General features: G+C 55.2%; 19 protein-coding genes and 1 tRNA gene. 11 read left to right on the top strand and 9 right to left on the bottom strand.

Annotation, left to right across the window (positions count from 1 at the left end):
* Positions 1–2 precede the first annotated feature (2 nt).
* From VGE55_RS00090 to VGE55_RS00075, 4 genes are read left to right on the top strand one after another with little or no spacing between them, the layout of a single operon-like run.
* Entirely contained in the window at positions 3–1,178 is a 1,176-nt protein-coding gene (locus VGE55_RS00090; protein WP_331129708.1) for a Gfo/Idh/MocA family oxidoreductase, read from the top strand.
* The gene (locus VGE55_RS00085) at positions 1,175–1,906 is read left to right on the top strand and encodes an O-methyltransferase (protein ID WP_331129707.1); all 732 of its coding nucleotides are present in this window, start codon (positions 1,175–1,177) and stop codon (positions 1,904–1,906) included. The genes VGE55_RS00090 and VGE55_RS00085 overlap by 4 nt, the downstream gene beginning before the upstream one ends.
* 24 nt (positions 1,907–1,930) lie before the next feature.
* On the top strand, positions 1,931–2,866 hold the full coding sequence (locus VGE55_RS00080) for a fatty acid desaturase (protein WP_331129706.1): 936 nt from the start codon (positions 1,931–1,933) through the stop codon (positions 2,864–2,866).
* Positions 2,863–4,755: a hypothetical protein gene (locus VGE55_RS00075; RefSeq protein WP_331129705.1), complete on the top strand. Its 1,893-nt coding sequence runs from the start codon at positions 2,863–2,865 to the stop codon at positions 4,753–4,755. Before VGE55_RS00080 ends, VGE55_RS00075 begins: the two co-directional genes overlap by 4 nt.
* Before the next feature lie 80 nt (positions 4,756–4,835).
* Here the strand turns inward: VGE55_RS00075 and VGE55_RS00070 are convergent, their stop codons facing one another.
* From VGE55_RS00070 to VGE55_RS00050, 5 genes are all read right to left on the bottom strand, one after another.
* Positions 4,836–6,185, bottom strand: coding sequence for a DUF1329 domain-containing protein (locus VGE55_RS00070; protein ID WP_331129704.1), 1,350 nt, complete (start codon positions 6,183–6,185; stop codon positions 4,836–4,838).
* 132 nt (positions 6,186–6,317) lie between these two features.
* Positions 6,318–7,790 (bottom strand): hypothetical protein, encoded by a 1,473-nt coding sequence (locus VGE55_RS00065; RefSeq protein WP_331129703.1) that lies wholly within the window; start codon positions 7,788–7,790, stop codon positions 6,318–6,320.
* 138 nt (positions 7,791–7,928) lie between these two features.
* A complete protein-coding gene (locus VGE55_RS00060) occupies positions 7,929–8,393 on the bottom strand; it encodes a PaaI family thioesterase (protein WP_331129702.1) in 465 nt (154 codons plus the stop codon).
* A gap of 10 nt (positions 8,394–8,403) precedes the next feature.
* Positions 8,404–8,832 carry a PaaI family thioesterase gene (locus VGE55_RS00055; protein WP_331129701.1) on the bottom strand — a complete coding sequence of 143 codons (429 nt, stop codon included), beginning with the start codon at positions 8,830–8,832 and terminating at the stop codon, positions 8,404–8,406.
* A 70-nt stretch (positions 8,833–8,902) separates the two neighbouring features.
* Positions 8,903–10,108: an MFS transporter gene (locus tag VGE55_RS00050; protein ID WP_331130101.1), complete on the bottom strand. Its 1,206-nt coding sequence runs from the start codon at positions 10,106–10,108 to the stop codon at positions 8,903–8,905.
* 133 nt (positions 10,109–10,241) lie between these two features.
* Here VGE55_RS00050 and VGE55_RS00045 point away from each other — a divergent pair, with 133 nt between their 5' ends.
* From VGE55_RS00045 to fic, 3 genes are all read left to right on the top strand, one after another.
* The gene (locus VGE55_RS00045; protein ID WP_331130100.1) at positions 10,242–11,225 is read left to right on the top strand and encodes a LysR family transcriptional regulator; all 984 of its coding nucleotides are present in this window, start codon (positions 10,242–10,244) and stop codon (positions 11,223–11,225) included.
* 14 nt (positions 11,226–11,239) lie between these two features.
* Positions 11,240–11,316 (top strand) — tRNA-Pro (locus VGE55_RS00040).
* A 152-nt stretch (positions 11,317–11,468) separates the two neighbouring features.
* The gene (gene fic, locus VGE55_RS00035) at positions 11,469–12,623 is read left to right on the top strand and encodes a protein adenylyltransferase Fic (RefSeq protein ID WP_331129700.1); all 1,155 of its coding nucleotides are present in this window, start codon (positions 11,469–11,471) and stop codon (positions 12,621–12,623) included.
* Here the strand turns inward: fic and VGE55_RS00030 are convergent.
* Entirely contained in the window at positions 12,565–13,593 is a 1,029-nt protein-coding gene (locus tag VGE55_RS00030) for a helix-turn-helix domain-containing protein (protein ID WP_331129699.1), read from the bottom strand. The two genes, fic and VGE55_RS00030, sit on opposite strands and share 59 nt — an antisense overlap.
* A gap of 110 nt (positions 13,594–13,703) precedes the next feature.
* Between VGE55_RS00030 and VGE55_RS00025 the strand changes: the two genes are divergently transcribed.
* On the top strand, positions 13,704–14,870 hold the full coding sequence (locus tag VGE55_RS00025; protein ID WP_331129698.1) for an alkane 1-monooxygenase: 1,167 nt from the start codon (positions 13,704–13,706) through the stop codon (positions 14,868–14,870).
* Positions 14,871–14,875: 5 nt separating this feature from the next.
* Here VGE55_RS00025 and VGE55_RS00020 read toward each other — a convergent pair whose 3' ends face one another.
* The 3 genes from VGE55_RS00020 to VGE55_RS15015 are packed head-to-tail and all read right to left on the bottom strand — an operon-like array spanning position 14,876 to position 15,853.
* Complete coding sequence (locus VGE55_RS00020; RefSeq protein ID WP_331129697.1) at positions 14,876–15,382, bottom strand: SRPBCC family protein; 507 nt, start codon at positions 15,380–15,382, stop codon at positions 14,876–14,878.
* On the bottom strand, positions 15,336–15,581 hold the full coding sequence (locus tag VGE55_RS15020) for a hypothetical protein (protein ID WP_414674928.1): 246 nt from the start codon (positions 15,579–15,581) through the stop codon (positions 15,336–15,338). The genes VGE55_RS00020 and VGE55_RS15020 overlap by 47 nt, the downstream gene beginning before the upstream one ends.
* Complete coding sequence (locus VGE55_RS15015) at positions 15,497–15,853, bottom strand: hypothetical protein (RefSeq protein ID WP_414674927.1); 357 nt, start codon at positions 15,851–15,853, stop codon at positions 15,497–15,499. The genes VGE55_RS15020 and VGE55_RS15015 overlap by 85 nt, the downstream gene beginning before the upstream one ends.
* A 252-nt stretch (positions 15,854–16,105) precedes the next feature.
* Between VGE55_RS15015 and VGE55_RS00015 the strand changes: the two genes are divergently transcribed.
* The 3 genes from VGE55_RS00015 to VGE55_RS00005 form a co-directional block, all read left to right on the top strand.
* Entirely contained in the window at positions 16,106–17,290 is a 1,185-nt protein-coding gene (locus VGE55_RS00015; RefSeq protein WP_331129696.1) for an AAA family ATPase, read from the top strand.
* Positions 17,291–17,624: 334 nt separating this feature from the next.
* Positions 17,625–18,428: a DUF3800 domain-containing protein gene (locus tag VGE55_RS00010; protein ID WP_050771113.1), complete on the top strand. Its 804-nt coding sequence runs from the start codon at positions 17,625–17,627 to the stop codon at positions 18,426–18,428.
* 142 nt (positions 18,429–18,570) lie between these two features.
* The coding region (locus tag VGE55_RS00005; protein ID WP_331129695.1) for a hypothetical protein at positions 18,571–22,900 on the top strand (4,330 nt) is incomplete at its 3' end.

The raw sequence follows: 22,900 nt of genomic DNA, 5'->3' as shown, positions 1-22,900 counted from the left end.
CCATGAGTAAACATACACAGCACCGATTTGGCAAACCCATCCGCGTGGGCATGATTGGTGGCGGCGTGAATTCAGCCGTGGGCCGCGTGCACGAAATTGCGCTCAAAATGGACGGTGAATTTGAATTGCAAGCCGGTTGTTTTAGCCGCGATGCGGAGTTCAACGCCGACAGCGGGCGGCAATACGGTGTGGCTGGCGACCGGGTGTACCCCAGCGCCGAGCACCTCATACAGGCAGAGGCCAATCAACTGGATGCCGTGGTGATTGCCACCCCGATTGACTCCCATGCCGACTACATCCACCTGGCGCTGGACCATGGTTTGGCAGTGATTTCCGACAAACCCCTGCTGGCCAATGTGGCGCAATGCCGGGATTTGCTCACCCGCGTCAACAGCGACACCACCGAGGTGTTTTCGGTGTTCAACTACACCGGCTACCCGGTGGTGCGTGAAATGAAAGCCCGCATTGAACAGGGGCAAATTGGCCAGGTGTTCCGGGTGATGGCGGAAATGCCGCAAGACAGCTACATGCGCCTGAAAAACCAGAACAAAACCACCGCCATTCAGGACTGGCGCCTGCGCGATGCTGAAATCGCCTGCGTGTCGCTGGACCTGTTTGTCCACCTGCACAGCCTGGTGAATTTTTTGTGCAAGGCCAAACCCCTGTCGGTGAACGCCTGGTCGCGCTCCATCAGCGGTGTTTCCCCCGGCTTGATTGACGATGTGGATGCGGTGGTGCGCTATGAGAACAACCTGCTGTTGAATGCCTGGTATGGCAAGGCCGCGCTGGGGCAGCGCAATGGCCTGCGCATTCGGGTGTTTGGTACCCAAGGCAGCCTGGAATGGTACCAGGAAGAACCGGAACTGCTGCGGGCAGCCGACGCCTTGGGCAACCGCATGATTCTGGATCGCATCTCGACCAGCTCCAGCATCACGCCTCAAGGCCGCTACCAGCGCTTCAAGGCAGGCCACCCGGCTGGCTTTATTGAAGCCTTTGCCAATTACTACACCGACATTGCCCGCGCGCTGCGCGAAGGCCAACTCAACCCCTACACCCTGTCGGTTGGCGTGGCCACCGAAGGGCTGGAACTGGCGCAGGCCATTGCCCGTGCCTCGGCCACAGGCCAAACCATTGAACTGGGTAACACCACCCACACCAACCGGAGCATAACCGCATGAACGCACGCCTACCTGACCACACCGTGATTCAAGCCATTCGCCCCAAAGTGCTGTTCAAAGCCATTGAAGACCGCTTTCCCGGGCAGAACGTGGGCTTTACCGTGAACATACCCAGCCCAGACATTGGCGGCATGACCTTGCTGGAAAGCAGTGTGTTGGTGAGCCTCGCCAAGCTGACGGGTGCAAGCTCACTGTTTGAGTTTGGTACCTTCATGGGGGCCACCACCCTGCTGCTGGCGCAAAACACACCCGTGGATGCGCAAGTGGTGACCATCGACCTGCCCCCTGACAACGTGAACGCCAGCCACACTGGCGATGTACTGAAAGACGGCGACGCCAATGACGACTTTTTGCGCAGCGCCTTTGCGGCGCAGGGCGCCCGTTGTCTGGCCCGTGCCGATGCCGCCGTGCACAGCAAGGTGCAGCAAATTTTGCAGGACAGCACCACACTGGATGTGCGCGAGCAGGGTTTTGAACACCAGTTTGATTTCATCTTCATCGACGGTGGCCACCACTTCGACATTGTGAAGAAAGACACCGAGAACGCTTATCGCATGGCCCGCAAGAATGCGGTGGTGCTGTGGCACGATTATGCGTCCAACATCCATTCAGACGTGACCGAGTTCTTGAATGGCCACGCACAGGGTCGCCGCATTTTCCATGTGGAGCACACCATGATTGCCTTTGAACTGCTGGGTGATTTTTCAACCCTGCTGTCAGGCTCATGACACGAGCCTGATTGACCAAGGACCATGTACCGAAGCCCCATCAACCGAGAACTGCTGCAGCGCCTGACGCAGCGTGACAACTGGCAAAGCGCCCTCAAGCTGGGCGCACACGCCGGTGTGTTGCTGTGCACTGCCTGGCTGTTTGTAAGGCTTACCCAAACGCTGAGCGCCACCACGGTGTTGGCCGTTCCGGTGCTGCTGTTCCACGGCATGGTGTACACGTTTTTGGGCTATGCGGGCCTGGGCCATGAACTGAAGCACGGCACGGTGTTTACGTCTACACGGTTGAACAAAGCGCTGTACCGAATGGTGTCATTCCTGACCTGGAACAACCCCGTGTACTTCGACCACAGCCACAGCCACCACCACAAAAACACCTTGCACACCGGCGTGGACTTTGAAGTGAGCCCGGCCCCCTACCCGCTGCTGGAGCGCTGGTGGGCATTTGCCCTGTTTGATTGGGCCGCTTTTCAGCGGGCCACCACCATTGTGTGGGACAACGCCTGCAACCGCGTGAAAGGCCCATTTGGCGAACGCACCTTCCCACCGGGCAGCCCGGCCCGCCAGGCCCTGGTGCAAACTGCGCAGTACACGCTGGCTGGCCATGCCGTGTTGTTGGGCCTGTTTGCCGCCACCGGTTTTTGGCAGGGACTATGCCTGCTGACCTTGGCCCCCTTTTTCTGCACCTTGCCCAACCGCGTGCTGGCCAAACTGCAGCACAGCGGGCTGGCTTGCAACCACAGCGATTACCGCGCCAACAGCCGCACCCTGCTGCTGCCCGCCTTTTGGTCGTGGCTGTACTGGAACATGAATTACCACATTGAGCACCACATGTACCCGGCTGTGCCCTACTGCAAACTGCCCGCATTGCGCGCTGCCATTGAACACGACTTGCCCCCCGGTCCGCACACCGTGCGGGCTCACCTCCACACCTTGCGCACCACACAGGCCCCGGCATGAACACCACCCTCGAAGAGCAATTTCAAGTGCACTACACCGAACTGGCCGAACAGGTCAGCGAACTGGAAAGCGCCCTGCTGCTGCACACCACACCGGCTGAAAAGGCAGTGCGCCTGCTGGGCAAGTTGGTGGAGCAATGTGAACGCAAACCCTACGCCAACCTGCTGCAGTTGAACATTGTCGGCGTGACCGAGTTGTGCACCCGAATCGCTGCGCTGTACATCCGCGTGTTCACCGACTTTTCGCACAAATTCACCATCAATGAGGTGTTTCATCTCACCTGCCAAAAGCGTTTCGTCGGCTATGTGTTTGAGGTGTCGGGCTATGGCAGCCAAGCCCATGTGCTAAAACTGCTCAAAGCCAAAGCCGGTGAAAAGAAAACCCAAAAGATGACCGACAACCAGGCCATGGTGCGCCACCTGCTGCTGGCCACATTGGGCGACATCGACACGGCCGACCTGGTGGAACTTTCACTGGAAGAAACCGAGCCCGCCGCACTCATCACGCTGGGGTTATTGCTCGACCGCCTGCCTGTGACCATGAATGGCGAAGCCGCCCGCAAATTTTTGCTGGAAGAATACAACCCCTTCCATGCACTTCGGCCGATTGAGCATTACGCGCAAATCATTGCCAATGTGTGGATGCTGTGCAGCTACAGCACGGCAGGCCGCAAGCACACCATCAAGCAACACCTCAACGACTGGTTCAAGCGACTGCACAAAGCCAAAGGCATTGCGCCCAAGCCTGCCGGCAGCGTGCCGCAGCCGGGCAATACGCACAACAAACCTGTGATGGCCGTGGTCGCGGAAAGCTTTAATTCCGTGCACGCCATGTACCGCTGGTATGCCCCCATCATCAAACAACTGAAACACGACTATTACATGGTGCTGGTCGGATTGAAGGCTGATGTGGACGAGGATGCCATTGCACTGTTTGACCGCTACATTGAAGTGCCTGCCGATGAAATGAACCTGCAACCCGTGCTCAACCAATGCACACCCGACATTGCCTACTTCACCAGCGTGGGCATGCGGGCCTGGGGCATTTCCATGGCCAACCTGCGGTGGGCACCGCTGCAAGTCATGAGTTTTGGTCACCCGGCCAGCAGCTTTTCAAACACGATGGACCTGGCCTTCATCAACACCCGCACGGTGGTCGATACCGGCGTGGTGAACGAAAACATGCTGGTGCTGGACAGCGAAATCGGCAGCCTGATTGAAAAACACAAGCACCTGAAGCTGCCCGAGCAGACCGTGCTCAGCGATGAATTCGTGTCCATCGCGGTGCCCTGCAACGTGATGAAAATCAACCTGCACTTCATCGCGGCCTTGAAGGAAATTGAACGGCAGGCAGAAAAGCCGTTGCGCTTCATGTTCTTCCCCAATGAATTCGGGCTGGGCCACCTGTCCACGGAAAAACGCCTGAAGGCTCATTTCCCCAACGCGATTGTTGCGCGGCGCACCAGCTATGACCAATACCTGGCCCTGCTGGCACAAAACCACTTGGCCCTAAGCCCTTTCCCTTTTGGCAATGCCACCTCCACCATCGACTGCATGGTGTTGGGCATGCCCGTGGTGGCCTGGTTGGGCGAGGAACCCCACTCGCGCAGCGACTACGATGTGCTGGCAGCGTTTGGCTTGGAAGACTATTGCGTGGCCACCAGTGTGGACAACTATGTGCAAGGTGCCGTGCGTTACATCAACACACCGGGCTTGCTGGATGAACTGCGTGCGCTGGTGAAATCCAAGAACTTCATGGAACGCCACGTGGTGGACGAGAACCCGCTGGCGGAAGAATTCTGCAAGGCCCTGCGCTGGGCACACCAACATGCAGACGAGGTGATCGAGCCCCGTGGTGTGGCCTTCTGGCCTGAAGGCCGTTGGCAGTAAGTTGACAAGCACCAATAAAAACGGCGCAACCGTGAAGGGAGTTGCGCCGTTGAAGTTACAACAACAACCTGTTGTTCTTGTTACCGACCCATGCGTCGCAATGCGGCGGATGAGAAATCACTGACTTCGTACTTCTTGCCAAACTCGGGCTGCTTTTCTTCGTTGGTGAGCGCATTCACCAGGTAGCGGCGAGCCTGCAAGTCATACAACACCTCGCCAGAGGACGCGAAGGTGGGCACATACGGAATTTGCGTGCCAAACACTTCACGAACGCGCCACAGTTGGCCACGGGCATCGTACTGGTCGGCGTGCAACACAGCCCAGGAATCCTCGTCCACATAGAACACGCGCTTGGCGTAAATGTGGCGCTTGCCCGGCTTCAGGTTGGCCTCCACCACCCACACCCGGTGCAATTCATAGCGCAGCAAGTCGGCGTTGATGTTGGTTTTGCCGATGATCTGGGTGTACTTCAGCGAACGGTCGGCCAGCTTGGCATTGTTGTACGGCACGATCATTTCTTTCTTGCCGATCAACTTCCAGTCGTAGCGGTCGGGTGCGCCGTTGTAACCGTTCAGGTCATCGTTGGTGCGCAGACCGTCGGCGCCAATCCCCGGGCTGTCATAGGCCAGCTCAGGGGCGCGAATCACGCGGCGCTGTCCAGGGTTGTACTGCCAGGCCAAGCGGGGCTCTTCCACCTGGTTGATGGGCTCGTGCACCAGGGCCACTTCACCGGCCGAGTTGGCGGGCGCCGTGATCTGGTTCATGAAGTACAGGATGCGGTTGGGTTCCGGGTTGTCCATGTAAGACGCCCAGGAGATGGTTTCAATCCGCTTGCCTGCCGTGAATGAGCCATCGGACTGCACAGGGAAGTCGGCTGAATAGCGGGTTACAGAACCACCCAGGTCACGGAAAATGTGGTTCCAGATGACCTCAATGCCGCTTTTGGGAATGGGGAACGGGATGTTGGATTTTTTGATGCCGGTGACACCGTTGCCACCTTCCACCAACTTCACATTGGGTGCCTCGGCCTTGGCATTGTCATACACGCTTTGGCGATAAGCGGCTGTGCGGCGCGTGGTGTACACGTTGAGCTTGTAGGTGGGGTAACGGCGCATCAGCTCCATTTGACCGGGCGTCAGGTTGGCCTTGTACTGCTCCATGTTGGCCGCGGTGATGGTGTACAGCGGCTTGTCATCAGCAAACGGATACGTGGAAAACTTGTCGATGTTGAAACCCGCTGGTGCCTTGGCAATACCGCCTGTCCACTCGGGAATGGTGCCAGCCGCATTGCCCTTGCGTTCAGCGCCAACCGGTGTCAGTGACTTGCCCAACTCATCCAGACTTTGGGCCTGCGCTGCACCCAGCGACAGCAACAAGGCTGCTGCCAATATGCCCTGGCGCCATGGCCGGGCCGACGAATTCAAACGCATTGATTGTGTCTCCTCATGTTCAGTGGTAGGCCTCACCGGGCCCTTGTTGTAGTAATACTGCAATGGGACGCACCTGGATGTCAACACCATGTAAATATTTAATGTCGGACAGACGACCCTGCGGCCAGTCTATCAGCGCCCCAACACCAGCGTGGGTGGGTTTTGCGCCTGGTCGGCCACACAGGCTGCAAACACGTCAGCCGGCCGCACGCTTTGCGTGAACACCGCTGGATTGCAGTAAGTGCCCACCGGGGTGTAGTCGCCCATCACATCGTGAATGGGTGTGCCTTTGGGCACCCGCTGAATGGTTTGCGGAAATGCCGGGTTCTCCAGCATGTGGCGGTAAATCAGCACCTGGTCGGCATACGGCCCCCAAGGCAACCAGGCAAACCCGTTGGCTGCGGTGGCATTTGCGGGTCGGTCGGCAGGGTCCGAAATCACCACCGTGAAATACCCAGCATCGTCCAGCGGCGTTTGAAAATCGGCAGAGCAGGCGGTGAAACGCTGGGTGGCAAACTCGTTGCCACACAGCGACCAGTAGCGCAGGTTTTCAAACCCCCGCTCAACACCCGCCTGGCTGCGGAAGCTGGGCGCCTTGGCCCGCACCACCGCCAGGCTGCCAAACCGCCGGGAAAAAGTGGTGGTGGTGTAGGCATTGTGGATGTTGCTCAAAAAGCCGCCTGCACCCAGGCTGACAGCACCCGGTGTTTGTACATCGGTCCCGAGCCTGCTGTTGATCACCTGCGTGCCCACTTCACCCAGTCCATAAAACCGGTTGGTGCGGGGTGGGTAGGCCGCAGTCGGAAAATCCAGCGCCAGTTGGTTGGGGTAGTCCATCGCCAACAGGCGGTCATTCAAGCCCAGGGGTGGCAACTGCCCACCCAGGTTGGGCAGCGGTGGTTCTGCGCAAGTGGGCAAGGTGCCCAGTGCCCGGCTACCATCGGCCGTTTCCACCGTGAGTGTGGGCAAGCCCACACCGCCATCGGCAAACTCGCCTTTGGCCGACACATACACCCGGTAGATCAGCATCACCAAACCACTGTTGGGCACCGCCCGGGTGCCCAGTTGAATGTCCCCGGCGTATAGCGTGTTTCTGGCCCTCGGCACAGTGGGCTGTTGGGTGGGTGACGGGCCAAACTGCAAATAGGCCGTGTAACCACCACCGGCCGCCGCAGTTTGGCGGAAGGAATTGACCGCGCCGGCATCGGGCTCAAGCTCCACATCCGCAATCGCATCGGTGGGGCGCTGGGCTGCATCGTATGCATTGAAGGAGAAGTACCGGGCATCGGGAAACTTGCCCTGAATTTTCAGGCGGGTGCCCGGGGTGATGGGCGCGAGCGTGACCCAATACTTGGCAGCACTGTCTGGAAAAGCCACGTTGACTTTGTCGGGGTCGGACGCCACGCCCCAACCACAGCCCACACCGGCCGGTGGCTGATTGCCCCCCATGGCCGACAGCAGGCTTTGCGAGGTCAACACCGGGGGGCCATTGCCTGCACCCGACGCGCTGACCGTGCCGCTCGACCCATCACTGGATCCACCCACGCACGCAGACAAGGCAAGTGCAGCGGTGGTAACCACAATGGGGATGAACAAACGAAACATGGCAGCGGCTCGGTGAGTCAGCATCGATGGTTGGACTGTACGCAAGCATTATCATTTTTACAATACGTACATTTTTATAAGGTTATTGCTTACAAGCCAATGGATAGACGGCCCACCTGGCCAGTCCGGCCCTTACCATCACGTGCGCTTCAAATTCCACAGCACGGTCATGCTCGCCACATCCGTGCCACGTGCATCTTTCACATCCACCTGAACCGGGAAGTTGATTTTCCCTTCCGCATCCAGCAGGCGCTTTAGCTCGTGAATATCGCCTTCCACCCGGGAATGTGCGGTGCAGCGGCCCTGGGCTGGCGCCTTTAACTGAAAATCCACTTGGGCTGCCACCGGCCGAACCTTGAGGATGACCGAGGCAAAACCACCCGCCATGGCGCCACCCGAGCAGGTTTCTGCCAAAGTGAACAACGCCCCCGGGTGAACATGCCCGGTTTCGTCCTGCAACTCCGCCTTGGGTTCCATGGTGCTGCGGGCCTGGCCGTACTCCATCTGCTCCAGCCGCACACCACAGGCTTTGGCAAAGGGCACCTTGCCATCCATTTGCATCTTCACCACCGGGCGCATCAATTTGTTCATCAAACCTTCCATGTGCGCCTCCTCAAGCGGTGGTTGTTGCGGGTGTGAATGTGATGGTGAGCTGCGCGATCGGTTCATCGCCCTCGCTGTGCAGGGTGCTGTCCACACGCACCTCCGTTGGGCTCACCACATGAGCCTGGCTGCTCACCCACACCGCACCCTTGCCGGGCTTGCGAAACTGGATGCTGGACTGAAACCCCGACGACACCAGTGCTGTTCCACCCACGGCTTCTTCGGCGGCAGCGCGCGCACTGGTGTAGGCCACAGTGAACAAGGCACCAGCATGCTGTGTGCCGATGTGGTTTTTCAAGTGGGGTTCAAACGGCAAGTACGTGGCGGCCAACGCTGTGCCGTCGCCCTTGCGGCGCTCGGCGGCCCCCAGCTTGGTGAATGCCATGAAAGGGGCCTTGCTCAACAGGCCCTGCAAACGGGCCAGTACAGATGTGTTCAATCGGGGGACTCCTGTGGGTGGGTTACGCCATGATACCTAGGCGTAACTTACAGAGGCCCTATACAACCTGTCAAACCGCAGTAAATCTGCGCAAAGGCCGGTGAAACCACACCACCACAAAGGCAGCCAGGGAGGTGCAGGCGGCCATGCCCATCACAGCGCCCCACCCCACATGGGCCAGCAGGGCGCTGCCCAGCGCCGCCCCCAGCGACATGCCGGTGAACATGCCCACAAACAGCACCGCATTCAGGCGGCTTCGAGCGCCGGGGTCGATGCTGTAAATCAGGGTTTGGTGGGAAATCAGTGTGGCTTGTACACCCAGGTCGAACACCACCGCCCCCACCGCCAGCACCACCAGCTGAGAATGCACGGGCCAACCGGCTGCCAGGCCCATGCCGGCAAAAGCGACCATCGCCAGGGCAGCGCCCAGGCGCGTCACCACTTGCGGCCCACGCCGGTCAGCCATGTGGCCTGCCAAGGGGGCGGCCAATGCACCCGCAGCACCCGCCAAGCCAAAACTGCCCGCCACGGCACTGCCCATGCTGAATGGCTCGCTGTGCAAATACACGGCCAGCGTTGACCAAAAGGCACTAAAACCGGTGGCCAGCAACCCCTGCCCAATGGCCGCGCGCCGCAAGGCCGCATGCTTCTTCCACAGGCCTTTAAGCGAACCCAACAATTGAAGGTAAGGCAAGTGGGTGACGGGCGGCATGGGCGGCAGCACCCGGCGTATGCACAACGTGATCAACACAATGGTGACGGCGGCCATGCCAAACACCGCACGCCAACCAAACTGCTCGGCCACCAGGCCACTCAACACGCGCGACAGCAAAATGCCGGTCAACAGGCCCGTCATCACCGTGCCCACCACCTTGCCGCGCTGCTGTTCCGGGGCCAGTGCGGCGGCGGAGGGCACAATGTCCTGCGCCATGGTGGCGGTTAAACCAATCAGCAGCGAGGCCGGCAACAGCAATACCAGCGACGGCGAGAACGTGGCCATCACCAAGGCAGCCACCAACAAGGCCGCCTTGATGGCGATGATGTTGCGGCGGTCATGCCGGTCGCCCAAGGGGGCCAACAACAAAATGCCCACCGCGTAACCCAACTGCGTCAGCGTGGGCACCCAGCCGACGGCTTGGTCCGAAGCACCCAGGTTTTGCGCCAACACACCCAGCATGGGCTGGCTGTAATACAGGCAAGCCACGGAAAAGGCCGCACCGGCGGCCAACACCCAAACCAGCAGGCGAGATAGACCTGCTTGCTCAGCGGAGGACATCGACGTTGAAAGGGATACAGCAGGATTGGACGACATGGGCACAGCCTTGAAAAACATCAGCAGCCTGCATCATGGCCTTACTGGTGGTGAATGGGTAGACCCACAAAGGGCAGATTTGTTATACATTGAATGCATGACCAAACCCTTTATACCCGCAGCCCCTGTGTTGCCCGGCACCGGCGAGCGCATTGAGCTCATGCTGACCTTCCTGCGCATTGTGGAGGCCGGCAGCCTGTCGGCCGCCGCCAGCCAACTGGGCACCACACAACCCACCATCAGCCGTCGGCTGAAGGCGCTGGAAGCCGCGCTGGGTCTAAGGCTGATACAACGCACCACCCACACCATGCGCCTGACGCAAGACGGCGAGCGCTGCTACGAGCAAGCCAAAACCTTGCTCACCACCTGGGCCCGGTTTGAATCGGAATTGAAAGGCGCGCGGGAAGAGCCCGAGGGCGTGTTGCGGGTGATTGTGCCGCACGCGTTTGGGCAAGAGCGCCTCATCGAGCCGCTGGCCACCTACCTGCGGCAACACCCTGGCATGGCGGTGGAATGGCTGCTGCACGACGACCGCGCCATTCAAGACTACATTGCCGCCGGCATTGACTGCGCCATCCAGGTGGGTGAGGTGAGCGACCCGGGCTTGGTGTCCATACCGCTGGCCCAGGTGGCCCGCATTGTGGTGGGCTCGCCCGCGCTGCTGGAAGGCCGCCCCGTTCCGCAAGACGCCAACGAACTGGCCGAGTTGCCTTGGCTAGCCCTGCGCACCTTTTACCGCAACGAAGTGGTGCTGACCCACAACACCACCCACAAGCAAAAACGCCTAGCGATACAACCCCGCTTTAGTACCGACAGCCTGTACGCCATGCGCAGCGCCGCCCTGCAAGGCGTGGGCATTGGGTTGGCCTCAGCCTGGGTGATGCGAGACGCCTTAGCCAGCGGCGAGTTGGTGCACCTGGCCCCCGACTGGCAGGCCGAACCCCTGCCCGTGAGCCTGGTGTACCCGTATGCCCACTTTTACCCTGCACGCCTGCGGCGCTTTGTGGACCTTATTCGCGGCGGGGCCAGCAGCATTTTTGGGGAAGACGTGCAGGGTCAGCCCAAGCCAAAAACAAGCTGATAAAATTTGGTGATCGGAATGTGGCTCAGCCTGGTAGAGCACTGCGTTCGGGACGCAGGGGTCGGAGGTTCGAATCCTCTCATTCCGACCAATTAAAACCAGTGCGGCTGGGATGCGCAACACCAGTCGTGTCGCAAAAAGAAGGATTCTGCGACATATTTCCTTGACCTGTCGTCGCCAGCGACATATTCTGCCGATCTGTCGCAAAAACTTGGTTTTGACACCATGACAACAGGAATGGTTATGTCTCCCCACGCTTGGCATCCAGAGCAACCTTATAACAGCCTGCCGCCGCTGCCGCCGGCCACCGAGCTGGAAACGCGGGCTGTGCTTAAGCGTTGCATTACCGCCCGAGCCGCTGTTGCCGCATTAAAACAGGCAGCCGAGCTGATCCCGAATCAAAGCATGCTGATCAATATCATCCCGCTGCTCGAAGCCAAGGATAGCTCTGAAATAGAGAACATTGTCACCACCACGGACCGGCTATTTCAATTTGCCCAAAGTGACAACGCCGCTGATTCTGCGACCAAGGAAGCATTGCGCTACCGCACAGCATTGCATCGGGGTTATCGCTCCCTCACAACGCGCCCTTTGTGCACCGCAACCGCGGTTGAGATTTGCCAGACTCTCAAGGGGGCTGACATGGACATTCGTCGCACGCCAGGCACAAAACTGGCTAATGACAAGACGGGTGAGGTGATCTACACCCCACCTGAAGGTGAAACCGTACTGCGCGATTTGTTGGCCAACTGGGAGCGATTTCTCCACAGCGCCGAAGATATTGATCCACTGATCCGCATGGCGGTTGGTCATTATCAGTTTGAGGCGATCCACCCTTTTATCGATGGCAACGGGCGGACAGGGCGGGTGCTCAACATCCTTTATCTGATTGAACAGGACTTGCTCACCCTGCCCATTCTGTATCTCAGCCGTTACATCATTGCCAATAAGGCGGACTACTACCGCCTGCTGCTGGATGTAACGCGCAAGCAAGACTGGGAGGCATGGGTGTTGTTCATGCTGACTGCGGTTGAAGAAACCGCACGATGGACAACCGCCAAGATCAGTGCAATCCGCTTACTGGCTGATCACACAACCGCCTATGTGCGCGAGACGTTGCCCAAGATATACAGCCGTGAACTGGTGGATGTGATTTTTGAACAACCCTATTGCCGCATTGGCAACCTGGTCGACAAACACATTGCTCAGCGGCAGGCTGCATCACGCTACCTAAAAGACTTGGTAAAGGTTGGCGTGCTCAGGGAAATGCAGGTGGGCAAAGAGAAAGTCTTTATCCATCCCAAGCTCATGGAACTGCTGATTCGTGATCGGAATGAATTCAGCCTCTATGCCCAACCTGCCGGTACTGCGACGGCACCACCCCCACCCAACGCTTGAACATGCGGCTGAAGTTGCTGGCGTCGCCACAGCCCACTTGGGCCGCCACCGCATCCACTGGCGTGTTGGTGTTCATCAGCAACCAACAGGCCTTATTTTTCCGCAATTCGTCGTGAATGGTTTGGAAACGGCTGCCTTCTGCCGCCAATTTGCGAATCAGCGTGCGCCGGGTGAGGTGTAGTCGGCTGGCCACCTCGTCCAGCGTCAGGCCCAAGGTGTCCTCACCACTTTCCAACACCACACGCACCCGGTCAGCCATCGATTCACCCGCGCAAGCGCGGTGCAAGGCCAGCTCACATTCCTGCAAATGGGCGCGCAAAGCCTGTGGGTCTGCCGCAATGGATGGCGATAATGCCACATCGGCCGGCAGGCTGATGCGCATGGCCGGGGCGCCAAACACATTCACCCGCGCCACGCGCTGGTACTGGTCATACCAGGCAGGCTGCTCAAAGGGCCAATGCACGGTGAGGTGGGCCTGCAAATCCAACCCCGTGATGGTGGAAAACAACTGCAACAGCCCGGCCACCAACTGGCCATGCAGGTATTCATTCACAGGGCCCAAAGGCACCACCGGCACCAACTGCAGCTCATAGCGCTCGCCCGGAACAATGCTGAGGGCGGCCAGGTTTTGCCGAAGGCGGGCATAGCGCTGCAGCAGCAAAGCGGCCTCGGCCAGGCTGGTGCTGGCCATCATGGCGGCACCCAGCACCCCGTGTGCGGCCGCCTGGGTGCGAAAACCCACCTCCAGGCCCAGCCAGGGGCAGTCGGTGAGCGCCATGCCCCGCACAGCCAGGGCCTGCATGGCTTGGGCGCTAGTAAAGCCGTTTTGGGTGTGGATGGCCTCCCAGTCCACCGGCAAATGGGCAGTAATGGCTTCGCGGGTAAAACCCCGCCGCAACAGCTCGGCGCACAGCAGCCGCGCATACACCGGGTGCAAGGCGGGCCGCAGGGCCCAATCCACCGTTTGCATCGCTCACGCCCCTGTTTTGTCACTGAATGACGAATTTATGCCACAGAAGGCGGTGTTGCTGTCAAGCCCAAACGCCTACGCTACAAAAAACAACACGGAGACCTGCCCCCATGAGCACGCCCAACAGCGCATTGCCCCTACCCAGCCAGTACCGCGACAACAAAAAGCCCCTGTGGCTGCTGGCCGTGGTAGCCCCACTGGCCGCCCCCTTGGGCCCGGTGCTGTACCTCAACACCGGCAACACCACCTGGCTGTGGATATTTCTGGCGCTGTTTTATGTGGGCTTGCCCCTGCTGGACCGCCTGTTTGGTGAAGACCGCCACAACCCGCCCGAGGCCGCCGTGCCCCGTCTGGAAGACGACGCCTATTACCGCTGGGTGACCTACGCGCTGGTGCCCATACTCACCGGTTGTTTTGTATTCAACATTGCCTTTTTGGCCACCGAACCGCTGGCACCCGTGTACTGGTGGGCTGTGGCCATTACCACGGGCAGCATGCTGGGCTTTGGCCTGAATGTGAGCCACGAGCTGGGCCACAAAAAGCGCAGGCTTGACCAGTGGCTGGCCTTGTGGACCCAGTCGCTGGGGGCTTACGGGCATTTTTCAATTGAACACAACCGCGGCCACCACCGCGATGTGGCCACCCCGGAAGACCCAGCCAGCTCAAAAATGGGCGAGAGTATTTACCGCTTTATGCTGCGCGAGTTGCCCGGTGCCTTCAAACGGGCCTGGCAGCTGGAAGCCGAACGTCTGGAACGCAAAGGCCACAGCCGCTGGAATGCCCGCAATGAAATATTGCAGGGCCTGGCCATGACGGCCTTGGTGCACGGCAGTTTGGTGATTGCCTTTGGCTGGCCTGCTGTGATGGCCTTGCTGGTGGTCAGCCTGTGGGGTGCGTTCCAGTTGACCTCGGCCAACTACATTGAGCACTACGGGCTGCTGCGCAAAAAGCTCGACAACGGCCAATACGAACGCTGCCAACCACACCACTCGTGGAACAGCAACCACCTGGTGAGCAACCTGGTGGTGCTGCAACTGCAGCGCCATTCCGACCACCATGCCAACCCGGCACGGGGCTTCCAAAGCCTGCGAGACTTTCCCGAACTGCCCAGCCTGCCCTCGGGTTACTTCGCGATGTTCTTGGTGGCCTATGTTCCACCACTGTGGTTCCGGGTCATGAACCCCCGTCTGCTTCAAGCAGTGGGAAGGGACGCCAGCCGCATCAACTTCCTGCCGGGCAAAAAGGCTGCGCTGGTGAAGGAATACGGCTTGGCTTAATGTGCCTAGACGGTTTTGAAATGGCGCTGGGTGTCGTTCACCAGCCCATCAAATACCAGACGCTTGGGCAGCGCCTGCGTTAACTGCAACGCGGTGGCCAAGCCCGGGCGGCCTGCCATCGCAAAGCGCCACACAAACTGGCAACCCTGCTCAGTGGGCGTTACCTGGTAGTCTTCCGCAAACTGCGACAGCAAAGGCACATTGGCCTTTTCCACGTAAAACGCATGGCGGCGGGCTTCATCGTCCCAAATAAAAAAGCGTTCCTTCATGCGCACCAGGTTGAACTGCGCACCCACTTCACGGCGTGTACCCACGCCAAACGGGCGCGGTGAGGTGTATTGCACTGTGAGCGCCTTGCACCAACTCAAGGGGCGGTCGGCCACCAGGCCAGCCCACACCTCGTCCGCGGAGGCGGCTAAGTTCATGACATAGGTGAAGCGAATGGGCGCCGTGTCAAAGAATGATTCATCGGTGACAGGCCGAAGGGAGAACCAGGGCAGAGGTAGTTTCATGGTGCAGTGGGTGGTGAATGGTCACCCTGATACTGCGGCCGATGGGGGTTGGATGCGGCGACTTGGACACATCCACAGAGGCAACTCGCTGGCAGGTTTGAGTGTTGTAGAAACTCAAAGCGTCGTTTGAGCCGCTGTACTCCTGCGTGACGAGCACCGAGGCATTGCGACTGACATACACACATGCTCGCGAACCCAAACCCCGCCATTGTTGATTTCACAGGCTTGTTGGGTGGAAGGATGAACAATCGCTAACGGAGGCTCGGGAAACACCGAGACGGGTAATTCCTGCTTCTCGTTGTGAAAACGAATCTCAACGCCTTGCGCCACGCCCACGTATTGCTCAGCAGGCTCAGGCCCCACGGGTTGTCTCGCCACCGGGCTGAGCGTGCACTGCGCCGCAGAAGCAGGGGCCAAGATAGAAAGGCCAACAGCAAAGCCAGCAGCGAACAAGATTAGTAGTGGGCGCATGGAGGTGGGAGAAAAGAAGTGGCGAGGCTGAATTCAAAGCATACAGGTAGATAATCAACGCAAGAAGTTCACCCGACATGCCAGTTAATTTGTGCATCCCGGATTGGCTGGTGTTCACGCCGGTGACGTGGCATTCTTCGTTTTTCTATTACTTTCTACCTGTTTCTATAAATGACTAAGATTTAATATACATGTATATCTAATACAAGATATACTTGCATATCAATCAATATCATCTGTACGGGATATTCCATGGATGCAGTCAGAAACCCCTTCGCACCGGGCGCCGGAAGCAGACCGCCGGAGCTTGCAGGACGACAAGCCATCCTTGAAGATGCACAGACAGCAATTCGAAGAACACTGCTGGGTAAACCAAGCCGATCACAGATGTTGCTCGGTTTACGCGGGGTAGGAAAAACAGTGCTGCTGAATAAAATTGAAGAGATGGCGGACTCGGAGGGACACATCACTTCGTCGATTGAGGCACCGGAGGGAAAGGTGCTCAGTGAACTGCTCGTTCCTAGAGTCAATCAGGTCTTGCGAAAACTCTCGACTCTGGAAATCGCAAAAGTCAAAGCGCATCAGGCTCTTCGGGCCCTTCGGTCTTTCGCATCGGCATTCAAAATATCGTACGGCGATGCAACAATTTCGGTTGATCCTGAAGTCGGTGTCGCCGACAGTGGCGACATGGAAGCGGACCTGTCTGAATTGTTTATGCGCGTTGGGGAGGCTGCAAAGTCTGCCGGCAAAGCGTGGACCCTTCTGATCGATGAAGTCCAATACCTCCGCTCGGACGACTTGGCAGCATTAATTGTGGCACTCCACAAAGCCAACCAAAAAGGCTTGCCCATTTTATTTTTCGGTGCCGGTCTGCCGCAAGTAGCCGCTCTTTCTGGAGATGCCAAATCGTACGCCGAGCGACTCTTCCACTACCCTGCGGTCGGTGCCCTACAGAATTTGGATGCTGAAATAGCCATTCGGCAGCCCGTCCAAGATGAAGATGAAGAGATTGAGGCTGACGCGATTAAAGAGATTGTGACCAAGACAAAAGGCTACCCCTACTTCCTGCAAGAATGGGGCTATCAATGCTGGAATATCGCGGAGAGTTCCCCGATCCGTTTTGAGGATGCACGAAAGGCCGCCGAGGAGGCGACAAAGCGTCTGGACGAAGGTTTCTTCAAAGTACGATTTGATCGATTAACCCCGAAAGAACGAGAATACGTGATCGCGATGGCGAAACTTGGATCCGGGCCTTACAGATCATCGGATGTGGCGGATGCACTTGGTGAGACCCACCAGAGCTTGGGCCCTCGGCGCGCACAAATCATCAGTAAAGGAATGATCTACAGCCCATCTCATGGCGATATCGCGTTCACTGTCCCGATGTTCGATGAGTATCTCATCCGGAACTTTGTGCACAATCCGAACAAAACATAACCGGATAGAAACAAAAAAGCCCCGACATGCGGAGCTTTTCAGTTCAAAACAGTTGGCGCGGCCGGCGGGGATCGAACTTCGGAGGCCAAGGGGAAAAGATGTATCTCATACAACTTACATTCACTCTAAACGACGTTAATTCGCGCTTTTCAAGACGATGTGCATTTCTATACTTTGTTGCTTTCACACACAAACTGTGAGATAACACCATTTAACGTCTCGGTACTATTTCGCTATTTTTGTGGTTTTTGGAGTCTCGGCCCACTTTGCGGCACATCCGTAGGCGACTGAATTTTGTTCGTCACAGACTTTTCAAAGTCACTGCGAGACCACAATGAGCAGCAAAACCGACCAAACCACACCCAGCTTATTCAGTGACTACATCGTCTATGTCGACGAAAGTGGTGACCATGGCATGCAAAATTTGGATCCAAACTATCCAATTTTCGTCCTTGCCTTTTGCATATTTCACAAAAGGCATTACGCCAATCGCGTTGTTTCCGCACTGCACCAATTCAAGTTCCAGCACTTCGGTCATGACTTGGTTGTACTACATGAACACGACATCAGAAAAGAAAAAGGCGCATTCACCTTCAAAAGCAAGCTGCAAAAAACCAAATTCCTGGACGAACTGAGTCAACTAATCAAAACCCACAACTTTATTCTGGCTAGTTGTGTCATCGACAAATCAAAACTCAAAGGCTCGCCTGACCAAAACGAGAACCCCTATCATTTAGCACTAGGCTTTTGTTTGGAAACACTCTATGAGTTCCTGCAGGAGAAGAGTCAGCACAAGCAACTCACCCACGTAGTCTTTGAATGTCGAGGTAAAAAAGAAGACGACGAGTTAGAGCTTGAGTTTCGTCGGATGACCGATGGAGCAAATCGCGTTGGAATCAACTTCCCTTTTGAGATTATTTTTGCGGATAAAAAGGTGGATTCCCCTGGCCTGCAACTGGCTGACCTCGTCGCTAGGCCGATTGGCCTTAACATTCTGCGCCCCGATCAACCAAACAGTGCTTTTGAAATCTTGAAGGAGAAGTTTTATTGCTCTGGAGGTCGAAAAAACGTCGGGCAAGGATATGAAAATTGGGGCTTAAAAGTTTATCCGCCCCAAAAAAGCGAAAAGCCCCGATGAAACCCACCGAGGCTATAGCGCCGACCGGGAGCCCCCAATCCACTTGCTCGAAGTGTAAGCGATATAGCTTGTTCAAATCAAGTCTTCTCGGTGCAATCGTAACGATATTTGCAACGATGTTGTCAAGCTGGGACACCGCCATATGAAAAATATCCCCAACTGGAATCCAAATCTAATCCAAGACTGTGGCCAGTTTGAGGATGCGCTTGCAGCGGTAACCGACAAAATAGACCTTCCCGCTCACTTTGTAACCAATTTAAGACGAAGCTGGGCAATCGGGGAAGATCTACGTCTTCATAACGGGCTACGTAATCATAAGGTTGAGTCGGAAATTACTATCCCTTTTGCGGGAGGGGGCTTTCTCCATTACTGCCTTGGCTGGCTATGCACTACGCACTACAGGGAAACTTTACAAGCATGGTCGCACCAAGATGATTTCTACAGAAACCTCCACCATCTGATCCATATAATCCGAAGCTACGATGCTTACGGAGCATGTGATCAGCAATTACAAACTATCAATACAAAACGACCGATTTTCAGAGCTCAGCAAATTTCACGCGGTGAATACCCAATTGTTGAGCTGCTTTTTCAAAGTTGGCAGCAGCATCCCAATTTCGGCTATACACAAACCGCTTTGCTAATATTAAAGCAGTTGTTTGAATGCTATTGTTTCACCCATGGAAGCGTGATATTTCGCATGCCCCATCTTAAATTTCTCAATGAGATACGCCAAACTTTTGCGCCAGTAAACGAAAACCAAAACCGTGATTTTCTGATCCATCTGTTTCAACGCTTCGACAAGCCATCGAAAAGTGAAAAAGTATTCAAGGAAAAGTTAGAAACTGAACTTCGTCTATCGAGATCAACGACTGTTCTTCCAAACGATAACGAAACGAAATATCAGAGGAATATTCAGAAGAGTTTCTTGAATTTCTTTTCTCCGTCTGAAAAACCTGTTCTTTACTTTGGTCCAGACTCTCTTTCAGGGATCCAGTCTTTGAAATTGAACAGGTACAAAATAAACGATGATGATGGCAAGGAAGTCCGGAGGTTAAAAGCGCTTTTTAAACAGAACTTCAGTAATGCGCAACCAGACGACCACACTGGTTCAAACATTGACGGTCATACCAAGGGACAACAAAACAACAATCAGGACGCCCCTGAGCTAGAGGCAAAAGCCATTGGGCAAGTACTGCTTGATTTCAACCTTTCGACCTATTTCCCGACCAACCCACACTTGCCGCTTCAGGCTGAACATATCAGTGCCTACGCAACTTTGGAGGCGGGCAACACCAGCGAAATCACCAATGACACTTTAGCAGACGTGTTAATTTGGATCGGATATCAAATCGGTGCCAACCTTGAAGGTGCGCTAGCACTCAGAGTCCATCATCTGCCAGAACCGGAGTTTGGATTCATGGAGGATTTTTCCGCGATATGGAGACTTCGTCCATCACTTCAACATATCGGCAAAACGACTTTTCTTCATTCAGCTCTTTTGCCGTCCGAAAGGATAGAGCGGAGATCTCTACCCACCAAACTCCAAAACTTTCTAAAGGACCAATGGAATATTCAAACCCATGAGAGCCTCTACGACCTGGCGATTGATAGAAAGTTCGATCCTGAGAAAATTGATCAGGTAAAAGTACATTTCGGGTTTGAATCGAATGCCTGGCTGCAAAGCAGCCGACGACTGATGCTCCTTGCACAAGGGCATCCAGAATCGGCAGCAATGTTGATACAAAAAAACGCTCGATCAGAGCTTCCTTCGAAATGCGCCTACTATTCCGTAATCCACAAAGAGAAAAACGTCGCGGGCTCCCCTTACGCTTTTGATCTTGAGAAATTTAGAGCCGATGTAGCTATCATGGTTAGCCAATTAAAGCATGCCATAAACAGCAAATCACTTTGCATGTCTTGGAATGCTTGGGTTACCTACTTGATCTTCCGGATCTATCTAACAACGGGCGGGCGACCCGTTAAAGATGCATATTGCGATCTTGATTTATTCACAGACACTTTTGATCTCACGATTGTTGATGACAAAGATGTTTTACTAAGGGAGCCAAGACGTGTGGTACCACTTTGTAAATCGCTCGCTGATGAAATTGGCATCTCCTATCGAAATGCTCTTAAACGCCTCGCCAATCTACTTCGAACCAACACGCCTAAGCTTTCGAAACAAATCGAATCGCTTCTCGTCACGCCAAGCCTTTCAAACACTCAAGGTATCCCATTTTTCTTTTTCCTGACAGAAAACGGTATTGAAGGTATTTCTGCGGATATAACACTCCTTGAAAATTTCGATACCTTACAGGCCAATTTCTTGCGTCACTTTGTCAGTAACCACTGCGAGATCACCGATAGAGACATTGTGGATGGACTATTAGGCCATGAAAACGACAAGATTCCAGTTTACGGCGCATCAAGCCTAAGAACAATGAATAAGGATCACCAACGAGTTCGTGACTTTGCAGATAGGATCTTAAAGTTCCTAAATATTAGTGAATCCATTGATTTTGAATTCAGTAGCAAAGACGTTGATGTGTGGGGGCAGTCGATACCCAAACGCTTTGGCTTGCAATTGCGAAGGACTGAACATAAAGCATTACACAAGTCAGTTTCAGCGAGGGCCTACCAAGATGCGGAATCAATTATTGAAGGCTTGCGACCTGAACAGAAAGCACAAGATCGAATTGACAAAGCACTCAAACAAGCCCAATTGGAGCTAAGCAACCGGATTCATTTTGATATCTATTTTTACAAGTTCACTCGGTTTCTTCGAAAGTTAGCACCAGGCCTTGACATGAAATTCTTCTCGCGTGTTGGCCGTACCGTCAACGAGAGAGTGCCAATCGACTTTTGTCGAAAATATTCGGAATACCGGGCGTCTCACCCAGGCATCATGGAGATCCTCCAATCCAACACCCAGGCGAAACAAAAGGTCAATCTTGAATTTCTGTTCGCACTCTCTTTAATCAAGCTAAATGGCATTACCTGTAAAATAGCAATTCAGCAGGTTCTAAAAGGAAATTACCTGCTTGGAACAGTATCCGATAAAACATTTATTGACATTCATTTTGTCGATACGCAGCCCCATCCGCTCACTCCGGTCAGACGGCACGAGCTTCATCGCCTGTCAATTCACTATTATGAACGGCTGGTCAATCAACTAAGCTTTCGCCAGAGCAGCAATAATTTGGAAAAACTAGGGCGTGACCTGCAGGCTAAAATAAATCGCCTCGGAGTCAGTGGATCATCGCTTAACACCAAAAAAGACCTACTTTATTATTTCGCTGAAATTGAGCAATCCTACCAACTATACGAATTACCCGGTTGTTTGTCCGCGATTGCCTCAGGCGACACCAAGCATCGCAGCTCAAATTATCTAAGCTTTCAACAACTCACTGATCCTGACACAGATCACGTGGCAAGTAACGCTCGACTAGCGCCCGCAACTAAGTATCTCTCGCATGAAGTTATAGCGACCGATGCGATTGCATATCCCGATCCCGGTAACAAAGACCCTAATCCATCCCAAGCGACCGCTACAAGCTCATTTGTTAGCGCTACAGGACTCGAAATTAAGGATAACTTTTCTGGGGGCACCCATGACCAAGCCATCGAGGAGAGCTCCACCTCGGACACTTTAACTGACTTCCATGAACAAGGGCTATTGTGTAAATCTGTCGCAAGCCATATTGAAGCAATCATGGATGACGCCCTTGGCGCGATGCTAAGACTAAGTACAGAAATTGCAGCGAGACCCTCTCTGTGTAAATCGGCACTTTTAAGCTATGCCAAAGATATAGAGAGTAGAAGACCCTCTGGACGAAAAAGTTTGGCTAAAAGCACCAAGCTCAATTACTACGGAAGAATTGGGAATCTTTTTAAAGAGACCAACCTCGAGCAGGAAATCGATGATGAACAACTCGATGAGGCAATTGAAACCATTAACGGCTACCTACTGGACAGACAACAGATCCTGCAATCTGCTAAAGACGATCTGCGTCAAATTAGGGACCTATTCTCCAAACTAGCAGAACTGAATCCTTTGATGTCCGTGAAGTTCGACAGTATTGGTGCGGTTTATAACCCAGCCACACATCTCTTTTCTCAGAAAGAACTAAATCTGATCTTTAAAAAAATTCAAGAAACCCAGCCCGAAGCGGTTCAAGCAATTTTTGTTCTTCTTCGTCGTTTTGGTCTGAGGAAAACTGAGTCTCTCTTTCTAAAGCCCGTCAATCTGCAGCTTCTAGATACTACCCCGCTGCTCAGGGTGGTGGGCGATTCTGTTTTTAGACCCAAATTTCCTGCTTCCAATCGCTATGTGTTATCTCAAACTAAAATTACAAGTGAGGAGAAAGGGATCCTTCAAAGAATAAAGCACCGAGCAATCACAGCGAAAGCAAGTTACCTTGGCGATTTGATTCAGTCCTCTGCGCGCGAGATTAGTTTGCGTCTAAACC

The organism is Limnobacter sp. (assembly GCF_036405155.1).
GTDB lineage: Bacteria > Pseudomonadota > Gammaproteobacteria > Burkholderiales > Burkholderiaceae_B > Limnobacter.
This window is presented reverse-complemented; position numbering and strand designations above follow the sequence as displayed.